16 protein-coding genes are annotated in these 15582 nt (G+C 61.3%); 8 read left to right on the forward strand and 8 right to left on the reverse strand.

Annotation, left to right across the window (positions count from 1 at the left end; translation table 11 throughout):
- Positions 1-4: 4 nt before the first annotated feature.
- Entirely contained in the window at positions 5-979 is a 975-nt protein-coding gene (locus EEB13_RS25940; RefSeq protein WP_141486554.1) for an NADPH:quinone oxidoreductase family protein, read from the forward strand.
- Positions 980-1082: 103 nt separating this feature from the next.
- Positions 1083-1865 (forward strand): enoyl-CoA hydratase/isomerase family protein, encoded by a 783-nt coding sequence (locus EEB13_RS25945; RefSeq protein ID WP_045069635.1) that lies wholly within the window; start codon positions 1083-1085, stop codon positions 1863-1865.
- A gap of 71 nt (positions 1866-1936) precedes the next feature.
- Here the strand turns inward: EEB13_RS25945 and EEB13_RS25950 are convergent, their stop codons facing one another.
- From EEB13_RS25950 to EEB13_RS25960, 3 genes are read right to left on the reverse strand one after another with little or no spacing between them, the layout of a single operon-like run.
- Positions 1937-2260: a hypothetical protein gene (locus EEB13_RS25950; RefSeq protein WP_045068465.1), complete on the reverse strand. Its 324-nt coding sequence runs from the start codon at positions 2258-2260 to the stop codon at positions 1937-1939.
- 41 nt (positions 2261-2301) lie between these two features.
- Positions 2302-3063 carry an SDR family oxidoreductase gene (locus tag EEB13_RS25955; protein ID WP_141486555.1) on the reverse strand — a complete coding sequence of 254 codons (762 nt, stop codon included), beginning with the start codon at positions 3061-3063 and terminating at the stop codon, positions 2302-2304.
- Between the two features lie 12 nt (positions 3064-3075).
- Positions 3076-3843, reverse strand: coding sequence for an SDR family NAD(P)-dependent oxidoreductase (locus tag EEB13_RS25960; RefSeq protein WP_033232487.1), 768 nt, complete (start codon positions 3841-3843; stop codon positions 3076-3078).
- A 352-nt stretch (positions 3844-4195) separates the two neighbouring features.
- On the opposite strand from EEB13_RS25960, the gene EEB13_RS25965 reads away from it, so the two are divergent.
- From EEB13_RS25965 to EEB13_RS25980, 4 genes are all read left to right on the forward strand, one after another.
- Positions 4196-4627 (forward strand): nuclear transport factor 2 family protein, encoded by a 432-nt coding sequence (locus EEB13_RS25965; RefSeq protein WP_033232488.1) that lies wholly within the window; start codon positions 4196-4198, stop codon positions 4625-4627.
- An 11-nt stretch (positions 4628-4638) separates the two neighbouring features.
- Positions 4639-5469 carry a mycofactocin-coupled SDR family oxidoreductase gene (locus EEB13_RS25970; RefSeq protein WP_045068460.1) on the forward strand — a complete coding sequence of 277 codons (831 nt, stop codon included), beginning with the start codon at positions 4639-4641 and terminating at the stop codon, positions 5467-5469.
- A 27-nt stretch (positions 5470-5496) separates the two neighbouring features.
- Positions 5497-6291: an SDR family NAD(P)-dependent oxidoreductase gene (locus tag EEB13_RS25975; protein ID WP_116104098.1), complete on the forward strand. Its 795-nt coding sequence runs from the start codon at positions 5497-5499 to the stop codon at positions 6289-6291.
- A gap of 119 nt (positions 6292-6410) precedes the next feature.
- Positions 6411-8012 (forward strand): FAD-dependent monooxygenase, encoded by a 1602-nt coding sequence (locus EEB13_RS25980; protein ID WP_033232491.1) that lies wholly within the window; start codon positions 6411-6413, stop codon positions 8010-8012.
- Here the strand turns inward: EEB13_RS25980 and EEB13_RS25985 are convergent.
- Genes EEB13_RS25985 through EEB13_RS26005 form a run of 5 tightly spaced genes read right to left on the reverse strand, consistent with a single transcriptional unit; the run spans position 8002 to position 12825 of the window.
- Positions 8002-8490, reverse strand: coding sequence for a VOC family protein (locus EEB13_RS25985; protein WP_045068453.1), 489 nt, complete (start codon positions 8488-8490; stop codon positions 8002-8004). The two genes, EEB13_RS25980 and EEB13_RS25985, sit on opposite strands and share 11 nt — an antisense overlap.
- Positions 8487-9239 carry an SDR family NAD(P)-dependent oxidoreductase gene (locus EEB13_RS25990; RefSeq protein WP_033232495.1) on the reverse strand — a complete coding sequence of 251 codons (753 nt, stop codon included), beginning with the start codon at positions 9237-9239 and terminating at the stop codon, positions 8487-8489. The genes EEB13_RS25985 and EEB13_RS25990 overlap by 4 nt, the downstream gene beginning before the upstream one ends.
- Before the next feature lie 9 nt (positions 9240-9248).
- On the reverse strand, positions 9249-10292 hold the full coding sequence (gene dmpG / locus EEB13_RS25995) for a 4-hydroxy-2-oxovalerate aldolase (RefSeq protein ID WP_033232497.1): 1044 nt from the start codon (positions 10290-10292) through the stop codon (positions 9249-9251).
- A complete protein-coding gene (locus EEB13_RS26000) occupies positions 10289-11191 on the reverse strand; it encodes an acetaldehyde dehydrogenase (acetylating) (RefSeq protein ID WP_045068448.1) in 903 nt (300 codons plus the stop codon). Before EEB13_RS26000 ends, dmpG begins: the two co-directional genes overlap by 4 nt.
- A gap of 2 nt (positions 11192-11193) precedes the next feature.
- The gene (locus EEB13_RS26005) at positions 11194-12825 is read right to left on the reverse strand and encodes an FAD-binding protein (protein ID WP_051730364.1); all 1632 of its coding nucleotides are present in this window, start codon (positions 12823-12825) and stop codon (positions 11194-11196) included.
- Positions 12826-12940: 115 nt separating this feature from the next.
- On the opposite strand from EEB13_RS26005, the gene kstD reads away from it, so the two are divergent.
- The gene (gene kstD / locus EEB13_RS26010; RefSeq protein ID WP_181317512.1) at positions 12941-14701 is read left to right on the forward strand and encodes a 3-oxosteroid 1-dehydrogenase; all 1761 of its coding nucleotides are present in this window, start codon (positions 12941-12943) and stop codon (positions 14699-14701) included.
- Positions 14691-15548 (forward strand): MaoC/PaaZ C-terminal domain-containing protein, encoded by an 858-nt coding sequence (locus EEB13_RS26015; protein ID WP_045068442.1) that lies wholly within the window; start codon positions 14691-14693, stop codon positions 15546-15548. Before kstD ends, EEB13_RS26015 begins: the two co-directional genes overlap by 11 nt.
- The last annotated feature ends 34 nt before the right edge of the window (positions 15549-15582 follow it).

The following is a 15582-nucleotide window of genomic DNA, read 5'->3' on the forward strand; positions in this document are numbered from 1 at the left end:
TGCGATGCGCGCTGCTGTGTGCGGGGCGTACGGACCTCCCGAGGTCGTCACCGTCGAAACACTCCCCTCGGCTCCGCTCGAGGCCGGGCAGATTCGGATCCGTATCGAATCCGCAGCCGTCAACTTCTCCGATGTGTTGTTGATTGCCAACAAGTATCAGGTCAGTGTCCCACCGCCATTCACGCCCGGCAGTGAGTTCGCCGGAGTCGTGTCCGAGACTGCCGAAGGCGTCACAGCTGTCTCCGTGGGTGACCGCGTCACCGGAACCGGTTTTGTCGGTGCGTTTGCGGAAGAAATTGTCATAGCTTCCGACAAACTCACGCTGGGCCGCATCCCGGACGGTGTCGAGACACGCATTGCCGCCGCTTTCGGTGTGGCTCACCGCACGGCGTACCACACGCTCCGATCCGTAGCTCATATCAAACCCGGGGACGAGTTGATCGTTCTCGGCGCCGGCGGCGGTGTCGGCCTTGCCGCCGTTCAGCTCGGTGTTGTGCTCGGGGCGTCGGTCACTGCGGTCGCGTCGAGCACGAACAAGCTTGACGTCGCGGCGTCGTACGGCGCCGGGCACCTCGTCAACCATCGCACCGAGGACCTGCGCACGGCACTGAAAAAGGCTCTCCCGCATGGAGCAGACGTTGTTGCCGATCCAGTCGGCGGCGACCTCTCCGAACCTGCGCTTCGTGCTTTGCGTCCGGGCGGCCGCTTTGTCACCATCGGGTACGCGTCCGGTGTCATCCCCAAGATTCCGCTCAATCTGATCTTGGTAAAGGGTGTGCAGGTCAACGGATTCCAGTTCAAGGACATACCGCCGGAAGAATACCGTCGGAATGAAGCCGAACTCACCGATCTACTGGTCGCCGGCCGCACAGTTCCCCACATCGGTGCCGAGTTCCCGCTGGACAAGGCATCTGATGCTCTTCGGATGGTCGCCGACGGCCAGGCGGTCGGGAAGGTCCTCATCGACCTGACGTCCTGACAGGCAGAAGTCATCAGTGGGGTCCGGGAACAGCAGTGTTCCTGGGCCCTACTTTTTGACGAGATTGTGATTCTTACATCAGAGAATGACGTATGCTCTTCGTATGGGAGACGACTTGGGAGCAGACGGTTTACGGTTCGAGCGCGAAGGCGCGATCGGGTGGTGCACCATCGACCGACCAACGGCGAGAAACGCATTCACCCCCGCAATGTATTACGGACTGAAACGAGCAGTTCGCCTCGTGAACTCAGATCCTGATCTGGGAGCACTGATCATCACCGGCGTCGACGACGTATTTGCGCCCGGCGGCGATCTCGGTGGACGCTCCGATCCGGGAGACAATATGCCGGAGGGGCTTTCGGGCAACGACGTCGTCCCGTTCATGACCATCCGTGACAGTCGCGCGCCTGTGATTTCCGCGGTCAACGGAATCTGTCAGGCCGGCGGCCTCCTTGTTGCGATGATGTCCGACATCGCCGTCGCCAGCGATCGGGCCACATTCCGCGTTCCCGAACTTCTGCGAGGAATCCCTGACGCGACCTATGCCGCCGTACTGCCCGCTCACGTCGGCATTGCAGCTGCGCGCGATCTGATGCTCTCCGCACGTAAATTCGATGCCGCAGAGGCACTTCGGCTCGGAGTGATCTCCCGCGTCGTGCCGCACGAGGATCTCCGAACTGCCGCGCTCCAGGCCGCACGCGAGGTATTGCAGAGCGCGCCACTGGCCCGTGCCCAGGTCAAGCGAATGCTCAACGAGCGTTACGGACTGTTCGACTACGAAACCATGTTCGGCGCGCTCGAAACGTCACCGGAGCCCCGTGAGGGAATGCGCGCTTTCATGGAAAAGCGCGACCCCAACTGGATCCCGGCAAATCTGCCGAGCTGACCGCCCGCACCATCCGAGGCCGCCGTCGCAGTGCGACGGCGGCCTCGGATCCTTTTCTGTGCCTTCCACGATCAACGCGGCTTGGAATACTCCGATTGCACGGCCATGATCCGCATTTTCGGAATCGGGCCGTAGCTCAGCGAGTCCGACATATTCAACTTCTTTGCCGCAGCGGCGATATGAACGTTTCGCTTTGCCTCATGGGGATCACCCTCGAGCTCGTAGAGCGTCACGGAAGGACCGCCATCTGCGTCGGCAGCTGCCAGTCTGGTGCCGCCGACAAATCCGTCAAGAGCCACTACTTCAGGTATGTGGATCTCGTCGTACCACCGATTGAACTCGTCCAGCCGATCCGGATGAGAGGGATGCGATTCGACAACCAGATAATGCTTCAATGTGGATCCTCACTGTGAGAAGTACTGGTGGCAGTGCAGATTCAGACTCGAACAACCCAACCGCCATCGATGTTGAGCGTGTGGCCGGTCACCCAGTCACTACCCGACGAGACGAGGTACAACAGACCGGGAATCAGCTCTTCCGGCTCGCCGAACGGAAACGGAATGGCGTGCTTGACCATTTCCTTGAGTTCCGGCGGTGACGCGATCGAACCCGCTTCGGTGTTGACCATTCCCGGAGCGATCGCATTGACACGAATACCGAACGGCGCCAACTCTCGCGCCAACGACACAGTCATGCTCACCAGGCCGAGTTTCGTGATGCCGTACGCCTGCGCAGCCATGAATGCACCGCTCGACGACTGATTCACGATCTTGCCGTATCCGCGTTCCTTCATATAGGGCACTACCGCACGGGCGCACAAGAGCGGACCGGTGAGATTGACTGCCAGCGTGCGGTTCCAGAGTTCGAGATCCATAGTGGTCAGGGATCCCTCGCCCACCACTTCGGCCATCAATCCGGCGTTGTTCACGAGAATGTCGACGGACCCGAAGTGCCGGGCCGCGGTAGCCGCCATCTCGGTCGTACTCGATTCGTCCCGGACATCGACATGCACCGCAAGGGCGCGGTGACCGGCCGCCGTCAGTTCGCCTGCTGCTGCAGTGGCGGCCTCGAGGTTGACGTCAGCGAGCACCACGGCGGTGCCGGCCTCGGCGAGTCCCTGAGAGTAGGTGCGGCCGATCCCGCCGCCGGCACCGGTAACGATGGCCACCTTGCCCTCGAGTAGGAGGTTGTCGGTCATGTTTCCCTTTCGTCAGACCTTGCGGGTAACTCCACCGTCGACGCGGATGATCGCCCCGGTGGTGTAACTGGAAGCCGCACTTGCGAGATGGAGTGCAAGTGGGCCGATCTCCTCGGGACGGCCCATCCGACGGAGCGGCACGAATGGCGCATCTTCGCCCTCGGCCGGAGCCCAGGACTTGGAGATATCCGTCAGGAAGGGCCCGGGAAGAATTGCGTTGACGCGCACCGTCGGCGCAAAGGCCTCAGCCAGTCCGACAGTGAGGGCATTGAGGCCCGCCTTGGCGCACGCGTATGGCAACTCTCGAACGCTGGCGACGAGGGAGCCCGCGGTACCGACGTTGATGATCGAACCGCCGTCGTTCTCGGCCATGTACGTTCCGGCGCGCACGGCAAGACGAAAGGGCCCCTTGAGATTAACGCCGAGAGTCTTGTCGTACAGGTCCTCGGTAATATCGTCGAGGTTCTTGTACGGGGGTGACATACCCGCGTTGTTCACCAGCACGTCGAGTCGGCCGAAGTGTTCGAGCGTCCGGTCGATCAACTGCTCACAATCGTCCCAACGTCCGACATGACACGCAACCGGCAGAACCTTTCGCCCGGTCGACGCCATGACCTCGTCGGCGGCGCGTTCACACGAGTCGAGTTTGCGGGACGCGATGACAACGTCAGCTCCCGCTTCGGCAAGAATCTGGACAATCGCTCGGCCGATCCCGCGGGATCCACCCGTGACTATCGCAACTTTGCCGGTCAGGTCGTGGAGATGTTCCAAGGTACTCATAGGTGAATCATGCCTGATTCGACCACAGTTTGAAAAGGCAATTCTCTATCTCAAGAATATCCTTCTGGTTGCAACACCGAACACATTCACCAAGTGCGGCTACGTCGAAATGAGCAGCGTAGAGTACTGGAACACAACGCTGTTCGACAGTCGAATCGGTACATCCAATCGCAATTCGCACGAGGTCACATAGGTCGACAGAAGCCGCAACCCGTCACCAGATCCGGCGGCGATGGATTTTTCACACTTCATGTTCTACTTTATGAGAATTGCGTTCTCATGAACGTGACGCCTCGCCGAGAGTTCATCGAGCAAACGAGGGCCAGGAACCCACCGTCAGCAAAGGAACTTCGTGGATCTGCAGACTGTTCAGGACAAGATCGAGATCGCCGAACTGATCTACCGATACGCCCGCGCCGTGGACACCAAGAATTGGGAATTGCTGACTACCGTGTTCACCGAGGATGCGCATCTCGACTACAGCGCCGTCGGCTACCCGGCCGGATCCCGGGACCAAGTGCTGACGCTGCTCACACAAGCACTCGGCCAGGTTCCGATGACTCAGCATTTTGTCACCAACGTCGAGGTCGAACTCGACGGTGACACCGCCAACGTACGGGCGATGTTCTACAACCCGATGCAACTCCCGGGCGCTGCGGAGATGACCTACTGCGGCGGCAACTACCACCATGAGGTCGTTCGCACCGCCGACGGCTGGAAGAGCGCTCGGGTGACCGAGGAGAACCTGTGGTTCTCGAACCACCCCGCCAAGTCGCCGGCCTGAAAGGTAAACCTATGACCGAGCGCGTAAACGGGCGTGTATCCGGCAAAGTCGCCCTGATCACCGGTGCCGCCCGCGGACAAGGACGAGCGCACGCCGTTCGCTTGGCGGCAGAGGGCGCAGACGTCATTGTCGTCGATCTGTGCGCACCCATCCGAGGTGTCCCGTATGCACCGGCCACCCCCGAGGATCTACAGGAGACCGTTCGACTGGTGGAAAAGACTGGACAGCAGGCAATTTCAGCGATCGTCGACGTGCGGGACCTCGAGAAGCTTCGTGGGATCGTCGACGATGCCGTCATTCGTCTCGGCCGTCTGGATGTCGTCGTCGCGAACGCGGCGATCTGCTCTGCCGCTCCCTGGCATGAGGTAACCCCCGAATCCTTCGAGGACACAATAGGTACCAACGTGACCGGTGTCTGGAACACCGTCATGGTCTCGGCCCCACATCTCGTCGAGCGCGGTAGCGGATCGATCATCTTGATCAGTTCCGCAGCGGGATTGAAGGCTCAGCCGTTCACCATGCCGTACACCACGAGCAAGTGGGCAGTACGCGGAATGGCAAAAGCGTTCGCCGCGGAACTCGCTCAACACAGCATTCGGGTGAACAGCGTCCATCCCACCGGAGTGAACACGCCCATGGTCAACGACGGTGGCCTCGGCGGGCAGCTCGACAAGGCGATTGCCGGCAACAGTCGTATCGGCGCGATGATGATCAACATGCTGCCCGTCGACATCATCGCACCCGAAGATGTGTCAGACACGGTGTTGTTCTTGGCATCCGACGAATCGAAGTACATCACCGCACACGAATTAGCACCCGACGCGGGTGTCACCGAGTTCTGATCGAACAGTATTCACTGGAGGAAAAGCATGGAGTTGTCCTCGGCGCGGCACGCATTCATTACCGGCGGCGCGAGCGGTATCGGCCTCGGCATCGCCGACGCGCTGGCAGAGCGCGGGTTATCCGTCACGGTCGCCGATATCAATCGGCAGTCGCTGGATTCGGTGATCGCTTCCCGAGGTGTCGGGTTTAGTGCCGTCTCACTCGACGTCCGTGATCGCGAGGCCTGGGCAGCGGCCAAGGCAACGTCCGAAGATACTTTCGGCCCGGTGGATATCCTCGTCAACAACGCGGGCATCGGTTTCAACGGGCGCGATGTGGTCGACATGGATCCGGAGACCTTCGACAATCTTGTCGCGATCGATCTGACCGGAGTGTTCAACGGCGTGTCCGCCTTCGGCGGGGATATGCGAGCACGTGGATACGGGCATATCGTCAACACCGCTTCCGTCATGGGATTGACCGCAGGCGCTCCCGGGCGGGGCGCATACAGTGCCGCAAAGAGCGCAGTCATTGCTCTGTCCGAAGCACTGCGCAGCGAGATGGCGCCACACGGTGTCGGCGTTTCCGTGCTGTGCCCGGGATTGGTCATGTCGAATCTCGATCGGAACACCACCGAATTGGGTGGTCAGGTCGAGGATGTCAGCCACATCAAAGGAACGGGAAACATCGGCATGGAGCCCGCGACCGCAGGCGCATACGTTGTTCGAGGGATAGCGCAGAATCTCCCGTACATCGTCACGCACCCGCATTATCTCGACTACGTCGAGAAGCGAATGGAGAGCATTCGAGCCAGTGTGGACGCGTCGACCCCGATTCCCTGAGTTCTGCCTCGACGCGTTTTCACTCGAATGGCATGATGCCGGATTTGCGAGATTTCCCACGCCTCAAAATTTCGCTCGCCATACTGGAATGGATGCTTCCCCCTACCCAGTAGGTGCACATGGATATCGATGTACTCGTCGCAGGCGCCGGCCCGATCGGGCTGACCGCCGCCATCGAACTGCGCCGTCGCGGGGTGAACGTTCGGATCGTCGACCCGCTCGGCGAACCTCCGCAGTACGCCAAAGCAGTTGGCATCCAACCCCGCACCCTCGAAGTATTCGAGAACATGGGCGTACTGCGACAGGTTCTCGATGCCGCCACCATCTTGCGCGGGCAGATCAGCTACACCAACGGTTCCGAAGTGGGGCGGATGGATCTCACACTCCCCGGCGACGTGCCGTACACCTTTTGCGGACTCCCCCAGTACGAGACCGAAAGAATCCTGACGGCCAGGCTGCGAGAACTCGGAACCTCGATCGAACGCGGGCTCTCACTCGACAGTTTCGAGGACAGCGACGACGGAGTCAGTTGCATACTCAACGATGGAAGTACCGTGCGGGCCAAGTATCTGGTGGGATGCGACGGTGCGCACAGTGTTGTCCGTAAGGGCTTGGGATTGACCTTCGAGGGTGGAGCTTTTGCCGAAAGCTACATGCTCGGCGACGTCGAAGTTGACTGGTCGATGCCCAGCGGATACGCGATTCGCGCCAGTCATGTCGACGACGCTGGAACTACCGACGATCTCCTGGTGTGCATCCCGCTCCCCGGTCACAAACGATATCGGATGTCGATGCTGGTTCCCGACGAGCTTCTCCCGGATCCTGCCGGACTTGACGGAATTGCACACGGCTTTTCGTCCGGAAAGGCGCCCGAACTCCACCACATTCAGGCTGTGCTCGACCGATTGTCGCCCGAACCTACGACAGCGTCGGCGATGCGGTGGTCGTCGGTCTTTCGGATCAGCCACCGCATTGTCGATGCCTACAGTCGCGGAAGGGTTTTCATCGCCGGTGACGCCGCGCATATTCATCCGCCCACCGGCGCACAAGGTATGAACACCGGAATCCAGGATGCGCACAACCTCGCGTGGAAACTGGCACTGGCAACCCAGAACTTCGCTTCCCCTGGCCTTCTCGACACCTACGACGCCGAAAGACGGCCGGTTGGTGAAGAAGTTGTCGGAATGACCGTCCGAAACGCTCGAGAAGGGATCGGCGCTGGAGAGTCCTCGATCGAGACCGCGATGCGTCGGCAGGCACAACTACTGGTTGCCTATCCCGACAGTCCGCTCAACGGCGGAGAAACCGGGAACGTCTCGAACGTTCACCCCGGCGAACGGGCACCGGACGCACGTGGGCTAACCCGCGACTGCGTGCAGTTCCCCATCCGGTTGTTCGAATTGCTGGCCGGTGTCAACCACACGCTTCTTCTCTGCTCGGACGGATCCGAAGACAGCATCGGTGACTGCGAAAAGCATTCTGCCGCTGCTGTTCACGCGGCACACGGACAGCTCGACGTGTACGTGATCGCACCACCGTCGTCTGATTCCGTCTATTCGACACTGCCGATCATTCGCGACACCGATTCCCAGCTGTGTGCCGCCTACGGCGTGGAAGAGAACTGTGCGTTGGTAATCCGACCGGACGGGTACCTCGGATACCGAGGTGACTGCGCCGGTATCTCCGGCTACTTGTCGAAAGTCTTTGCGTTCAATACGTGATGAGCGAATCGAACATCAAGCGGATCTCGGGCGAGAGCTTCATGAGTTCCACGTAGCCGCCCGTCGGGCCTGCGTCGACGTAGGCAAATTCCATTCCCACGTCTTCGATGCGCCCCTGCTGCAACACCGACATTCCCCGACGCTCTACCTCCGCCAAGGTTTCGTCGTAATCGTCCGGAACAAATGCCACGTGATGAACGCCAACACCATGGGTGTCGAGGAACTCCGAATAAAGACTGCGCCCCGAAACCGGTTGGATCAGTTCAATTTGCTGAGTTCCCGCATAACCAAGGGAAATGTGGGCTGTGTAATCGGCGGGCTGGCCCCGATAAGTCGTGGTCTCCGGACCGAAGTGAAGGTCGGGCATCCGTAGCCATCGCTGAACGCCCCAATTCTCGGAGAACTCCTCTTCCGCTGCGGTGATGTCGGCTACTACCCAACAGATCTGAAAGATCGGTCCCGAAACCAGCGGGGTCATGCCATTTTTCCGTTGTCCACCGAATACACCGCGCCGTGAATCGCAGAGGCATCATCGGAAGCAAGAAAGGCCACCATCTTCGCCACGTCCTCCGGTTCCATCAGTCCGCGCGGTGACGCGACCTTCATGATCAGATCGAAATCGACGCCGTCCGGGAAGGTGAATCCCGTGACCTGCGGAGTCATCATGCCGCCAGGGCAGATTGCGTTGACGCGCAGAGATTTCCCGGTGAACTCCATAGCCATCGCTCGGGTGAGCCCGATCAGCCCGTGCTTGGCAGCGCAGTACCCTGCTGAGTATGCCTGCCCTTCGAGTCCAGCGATCGAGGAAACGTTGACGATGTTGCCGCCCCGCGCGAGAAGATGGGGCAGCGCCGCTCGTGACAGGAAGAACGGCCCGTTCAGGTTGACCGCGAGGTCATGTGCCCAGTCGTCATCGGCAATGTCTGCGGTATGGCGGATGGTATGTGAACCAGCCACATTGACGAGGATGTCGATTCCGCCGAAGGCGTCGACGCACGCCTGCACGGCGGCGTCGCACTGAGCGGAGTCGGAAACGTCGGAAGCCGAATAACGGCCCGCACCGTCACTTCCCGTCAGTTCGGTCATTGCCTGGTGCAATGTGTCCTTGCTCCGGGCAACTCCGAAAACCTTGGCGCCTCTGCCGTTCAGGATCTCGGCGACGGCGCGCCCCAACCCCGAGGACGCGCCGGTCACCAGTGCAATTTTTCCGTCCAGTACGTCAGCCACACACCGAGTCTACGACGCGGCGGCCTCCCGCTGAAGCTCCAACGCGATATCTATCAGCTGATCTTCCTGTCCGCCAACCAACTTGCGCTTCCCCGCGCGCACGAGTAGCTCGGCAGAGGACACGCCGTACCGCTCAGCTTGACGTTCAGCATGCTTGAGGAAGCTGGAGTACACGCCGGCGTAGCCCATCATCAGCGCCTGGCGGTCGAGTAGACATTCCTGCGGCATGGCCGGTCGCACAACATCTTCGGCGGCGTCGGCTATCGCGAAGAAGTCGATACCGGTCTTGACGCCGATCTTGTCGCAGACTCCGACAAACGCCTCCACCGGCGCGTTACCAGCACCGGCACCGAAACGGCGGGTGCTGCCGTCGATCTGCTTGGCCCCAGCGCGCACGGCGGCAATCGAATTCGCGACACCCAAACCGAGGTTCTCGTGTCCGTGGAAGCCGACCTGAGCGTCGCTGCCGAGTTCCTGGACCAGCGCCTCGACCCGTTCGGACACCTGCTCGAGAACAAGAGCACCCGCAGAATCGACCACGTATACACACTGGCAACCGGCGTCGGCCATGATGCGCGCCTGCTTGGCGAGCGTCTCCGGCGGAATCGAATGAGCCATCATGAGAAATCCGACGGTCTCGAGTCCACGCTCACGAGCAAGGCCGAAGTGCTGAATGGAGACGTCCGCCTCGGTGCAGTGAGTAGCGATACGGCAGATGGACGCGCCGTTGTCCTGAGCGATGACGATGTCGTCCTTGATACCCAGCCCCGGCAGCATCAGGAAGGCGATCTTTGCGTTTTTTGCCGTCTCCACAGCAGCTTTGATGAGTTCTTGCTCGGGCGTTTTCGAGAAGCCGTAGTTGAAGGAGGACCCGCCGAGACCGTCACCGTGGGTGACCTCGATGACCGGCACACCGGCTCCGTCGAGGGCACCGACGATCGCCCGGACTTCCTCGAGGGTGAACTGATGACGCTTGTGATGGGAACCGTCGCGCAGCGAGGTGTCGGTGACGCGGATGTCCCAGCTCGAATCGAAGTGAATCATGTCGCTCATGCCTTCACGCTCAGAAGCTTCTGGGCGATCTCCTCGCCCACTTTGGTGGCTGCCGCCGTCATGATGTCGAGGTTTCCGGCGTACGGCGGCAGGAAGTCGCCTGCACCTTCGACCTCGACAAACGTTGTGACCGTTGCATATCCACCGGACACGACGCTCGGCTTGTCGAACTGCGGCTCGTTGAGCAACCGATAGCCCGGCACGTACTGCTGGATGTCCTTGACGACGCGATGAATGGAGTCGGTGATCGCGGCGTGGTCTGCATCTTCGGGGATGGCGCAGAAGATGGTGTCTCGCATGATCATCGGCGGGTCGGCGGGATTGAGAATGATGATCGCCTTGCCTCGCTGGGCGCCGCCGATCGTCTCGATACCGCGACTGGTGGTCTTGGTGAACTCGTCGATGTTCGCGCGGGTTCCCGGTCCGGCGGACAGTGATGCAACGGAGGCGACGATCTCGGCGTAAGCCACCTCCACCACACGAGATACCGCGTACACGATCGGGATAGTTGCCTGCCCGCCGCAGGTGATCATGTTGACGTTCGGCGCGTCGAGGTGCTCGCGGAGGTTGGCCGGAGGAACTACCGCCGGGCCGACAGCAGCCGGGGTGAGGTCGACAGCGCGGATTCCCGCGGCCTCGTAACGCGGAGCCGCGTCACGGTGAACGTAGGCCGACGTCGCCTCGAATACCAGGTCCGGTTTCTCCGCCTGATTCAACAGCCAGTCGACCCCCTCGGCGGAGGTCTCGAGCCCCATCGCGGCGGCGCGCGCCAATCCTTCGCTCTCCGGGTCGATTCCGATCATCCACCGCGGCTCCAGCCACTGCGAACGTTGCAGTTTGTACAGCAGATCGGTACTGATGTTTCCCGACCCGACAATCGCCACACTTGCCTTGGTCATGACTACTCCCTAGATGAGCTGAAGCTGGGGGGTGAACTGAAACGGGCCATCGCGGTGACCGTGGCCGCATGAAGTCCGGCGCGACGGCCGGAGAACACACAGTCAGCGAGCGACAAGCCACTCACATACGAATTGGAACAAATACCGACGGCTGTGCGTCCGGCTGCATAGAGTCCCAGGATTGGTTCCCCGGCTTCATTTTTCACCAGGCCGGTCGATTCGTCGACCACCAATCCACCAAGTGTGAGCATGGGACACGGATTCATCATGTTGGGCTTGATCGAGACGTCGTACAGCGTGAACGGGGCGTTGAGTATCGGTCTGATGAAGTCGGACGGCTTGCCCATCGGATCGGATTGACCGTTCGCCGCAGCAGTATTGTGCGCATCGACCGTTTCATACAGGCCGGCTGCATCGATTCCCGCCTTGTGCGCCACTTCGGCAATCGTGTTGCCGTGTACTGCGGTACGCATCATGCCGGCGGTCTGCACCCGCTGAAACCACATGGACTGATCGGGGATTTGCGCTTTCGCTTCACGAACGAGGTCGGAATCCGCCAGCAGCCAACCGATTCCGTTGCTCTTCTCGACCATTGCTTGCCCCAGCGCCGCACCGTAACGCGATTCGTCGACGATTCGCGCTCCGGATTCGCCCACCAGTATCGAACCGAGAAAAGCGCTGGGCGGGACGATGAACCGCCATGCGGAAACGTTACCGAGCTTGTCGGTGGCGCCGCCCGCCTCGATTCCGAGGTTGATTCCCTTGCCGTCGTCGCCCGACGTGCCGAGCGGGATCCCACCCTTGTACGCGGGTGCGTGAGTGCGCATCATCTCGCGGTTGGATACAAATCCACCCGCGCTGAGGATCACGCCGCCACGCGCCTTTATGCGGATTTTCTTGGCGTACTTCTTCTCGATCTTGCTGATTTGGGCGTCGACAATCGAACGCAGTTGGGGCGCATACACACCCGGTTTGGCGGAAATCGAACTGAGCGCAGCGTGACGCCGCCGGACCCCGGCGGGTGCATCCCGAAGCGTCAGCGCCTCGACGCCGATCACCCGGCCGTCCTCGATGATCAACCGATCTGCTCGGGTCTGACCGAGAAACCGCACACCTTTGGCCTGGGCCGACTTCGCAAGCGGGCCGTAGAGCATCTTCCCCGACGTTCCTCGGCCTTTGGCACGGTGCCCACGCGGAGCAGGTTTGGCGATGTCCCGGAACCCGCCGGCCGATTCGCTGCCCGAGAAGTACAGGTAGTGCTTGTTGCTCGGATACGAGGTCTTGTACGGGCACAGCGACGCCTCGAACGGCACACCGTGACCGCGCAGCCAGTCGATTGTCGCCGGACTCTCCTCCACGAACCGACGCAAGGTCTGGGGCGTCACCGCATCACCGACCTCGCGGTTCAGGTACGCGAGCATGGCTTCCGGAGTGTCCTCGATACCGGCTTCTTTCTGAATCGCGGTGCCGCCACCGGCATAGAAGATTCCACCGGAAATGGTGCTGGCGCCACCTCCCAATGCCCGGTCGATCGCCATCACCGATGAACCGGCCGCCACCGCTTCGAGTGCGGCGCTTGCCCCCGCCACGCCGAATCCGACAACGAGGACATCAACCGAAGTATCCCAGGTCACACTGCACCATCCTCAATTTTACTGCAACGCGTTTCGTTATCGAAGGCAACGTTCGTAAATACTTCCTGGCAGAAAGCATGGACTGACACCCCCATCATTCTATAACGTGTTCTACATGAGCAAGCAGGAATACGACATCGTCGTCGTCGGCAGTGGTGCCGCAGGTATGACAGCGGCCTTGACCGCAGCCCATCAGGGCTTGAGTGTGGTCATCGTGGAGAAAGCCGCCCACTACGGCGGATCGACCGCCCGTTCCGGTGGCGGAGTCTGGATCCCCAACAACGAGGCACTGCAGGCAGACGGTGTCACCGACACACCCGATGCCGCACGTTCCTACCTGCACAGCATCATCGGCGACGTCGTCGCTCCCGAGCGCATCGACACCTACCTCGAGCGTGGGCCCGAGATGCTCTCGTTCGTTCTGAAGAACACTCCGCTCCAACTGCAGTGGGTACCCGGCTACTCCGACTACTACCCGGAAGCTCCCGGTGGACGCCTCGGTGGACGCAGTGTCGAGCCCACCCCTTTCGACGGCAACAAGTTGGGTGCCGATCGCAAGAATCTCGAACCCGACTACGTCAAGGCACCCAAGAACTTTGTCATCACCCAGGCCGACTACAAGTGGCTCAACCTGCTGATGCGCAATCCTCGCGGACCTCTGCGCGCCATGAAGGTAGGCATGCGATTCCTCGCAGCCAAGGCCACCAAGAAGGATCTGCTGGTTCGCGGCCAGGCACTCGTCGCCGGCATTCGACTCGGCCTTCAGTCCGCCGGTGTTCCCATCTTGCTGAACACACCCCTGACGTCCCTCTACACCGAAGACGGCGTGGTTCGCGGCGTCAATGTTCTCGTCGACGGCGAAGCTCAGGTCATCCGTGCTCGCCACGGAGTCGTGTTGGGCTCCGGCGGATTCGAGCACAACAAGGAAATGCGTGAGAAGTACCAGCGCGGGCCCATCGGCACCGAATGGACCGTCGGCGCGAAGGCAAACACCGGCGACGGCATCCGAGCGGGCCAAGAGATCGGCGCCGCAGTCGATTTCATGGACGACGCCTGGTGGGGCCCGTCCATCCCACTCACCGGTGGACCGTGGTTCGCCCTGTCCGAGCGCACTCTTCCCGGCTGCATGATGGTGAACCTGTCGGGCAAGCGCTTCGGCAACGAGGCGGCGCCGTACGTCGAGGCAACGCATGCGATGTACGGCGGCGAGTACGGCCAGGGCAAAGGCCCCGGCGAGAACATCCCGACCTGGATGATCCTCGATCAGCGCTACCGCAACCGCTACACGTTTGCCGGCATCACTCCCCGGTCCCCCTTCCCCAGCCGCTGGCTCAAGGCCGGCATCGTGGTCAAGGCGGGAACGATCGCCGAATTGGCCGAGAAGACAGGACTTCCCGTCGCTTCCCTGACCGAAACGGTGGAGCGGTTCAACGGCTTCGCGCGCAACGGCAAGGACGAGGACTTCGGGCGCGGCGACAGCGGCTACGACGCGTACTACGGCGATCCGAGACTGAAGAACCCGAGCCTCGCCGAAATCAGCAAGGCCCCGTTCTACGCCATCAAGATGGTTCCGGGCGACCTCGGTACCAAGGGCGGAATCTGCACCGACGTCAACGGCCGAGCACTGCGTGAAGACGGCAGCGTCATCGAGGGTCTCTACGCCGCAGGCAATGCCAGCGCACCGGTCATGGGTCACACGTACGCCGGACCAGGCGCGACCATCGGTCCCGCAATGACTTTCGGCTACCTGGCAGTGCTGGACATCGCAGAGCGCGTGAAGACCGCCGAGGTCACAGAAACCGCAACGGCCGCCGAGACCCCTGAGACCCCTGAGGCCTCCGAGGCTGCAAACACGGCGGTCGATCATGCCAATTGATCCTTCTGTCGCACTCGGCGCAGAGCTTGCGCCACAGGAGTTCTCGTGGACGCCGTCGGACGTGCAGCACTACCACCTGGCGCTCGGCGCTGGGGCTCGTCCGCTCGATCCGAACGAACTGCGATACCTCGACGACGAGAAGCCACAAGTGCTGCCCACCTTCGCCACCGTCGCGGCCAACTTTCACGCCACCCAAGCACCGAAGGTCTCGTTCCCCGGTGTCGAGATCGATCTCGCGAAAGTTGTTCACGGAAGCCAGGAAGTCACGGTCCATCAGCCGATTCCGGCCAGCGGCACCGGACGAACCACAACTCGGATCGCCGAGATCTGGGACAAGGGCAAAGCTGCAGTCATCGTGCAGGAATCAGTCACCGTCGACGTGGAGGGCAACCCGTTGTGGACTGCCCGTTCGTCGATCTTCGCGCGCGGCGAAGGTGGATTCGGCGGGCAGCGCGGGCCGTCGGAGTCGATTCCGTTGCCTGATCACAGGCCCGACGGTGAGGTCGTGATACCGGTACTTCCGCAGCAGGCCTTGCTGTATCGCATGTGCGGCGATCGCAATCCATTGCACTCGGATCCGCAATTCGCCTCCGCTGCAGGCTTTCCAGCGCCTATCCTGCATGGACTGTGTACTTACGGAATGGTCTGCAAGGCCGCAGTGGACACAATGCTCGACGGCGACAGCACGCAGGTGGCCGGGTTCCGTGCACGCTTTGCCGGGGTGGTATTCCCGGGTGAGAACCTGAGCATCCGAATCTGGAAAGGCGAAGGGCAACTCTTGATCTCCGCATCTGTCGCAGAGCGCGACGCCCCCGCCCTAGCTGACGTAGTTCTCACTCTTGCCTGAGATTCACCTGTCGAACTCATTGCAGTTCCCAACC

The organism is Rhodococcus sp. WS3 (assembly GCF_003797085.1).
Classification (GTDB): domain Bacteria; phylum Actinomycetota; class Actinomycetes; order Mycobacteriales; family Mycobacteriaceae; genus Rhodococcus_F; species Rhodococcus_F globerula.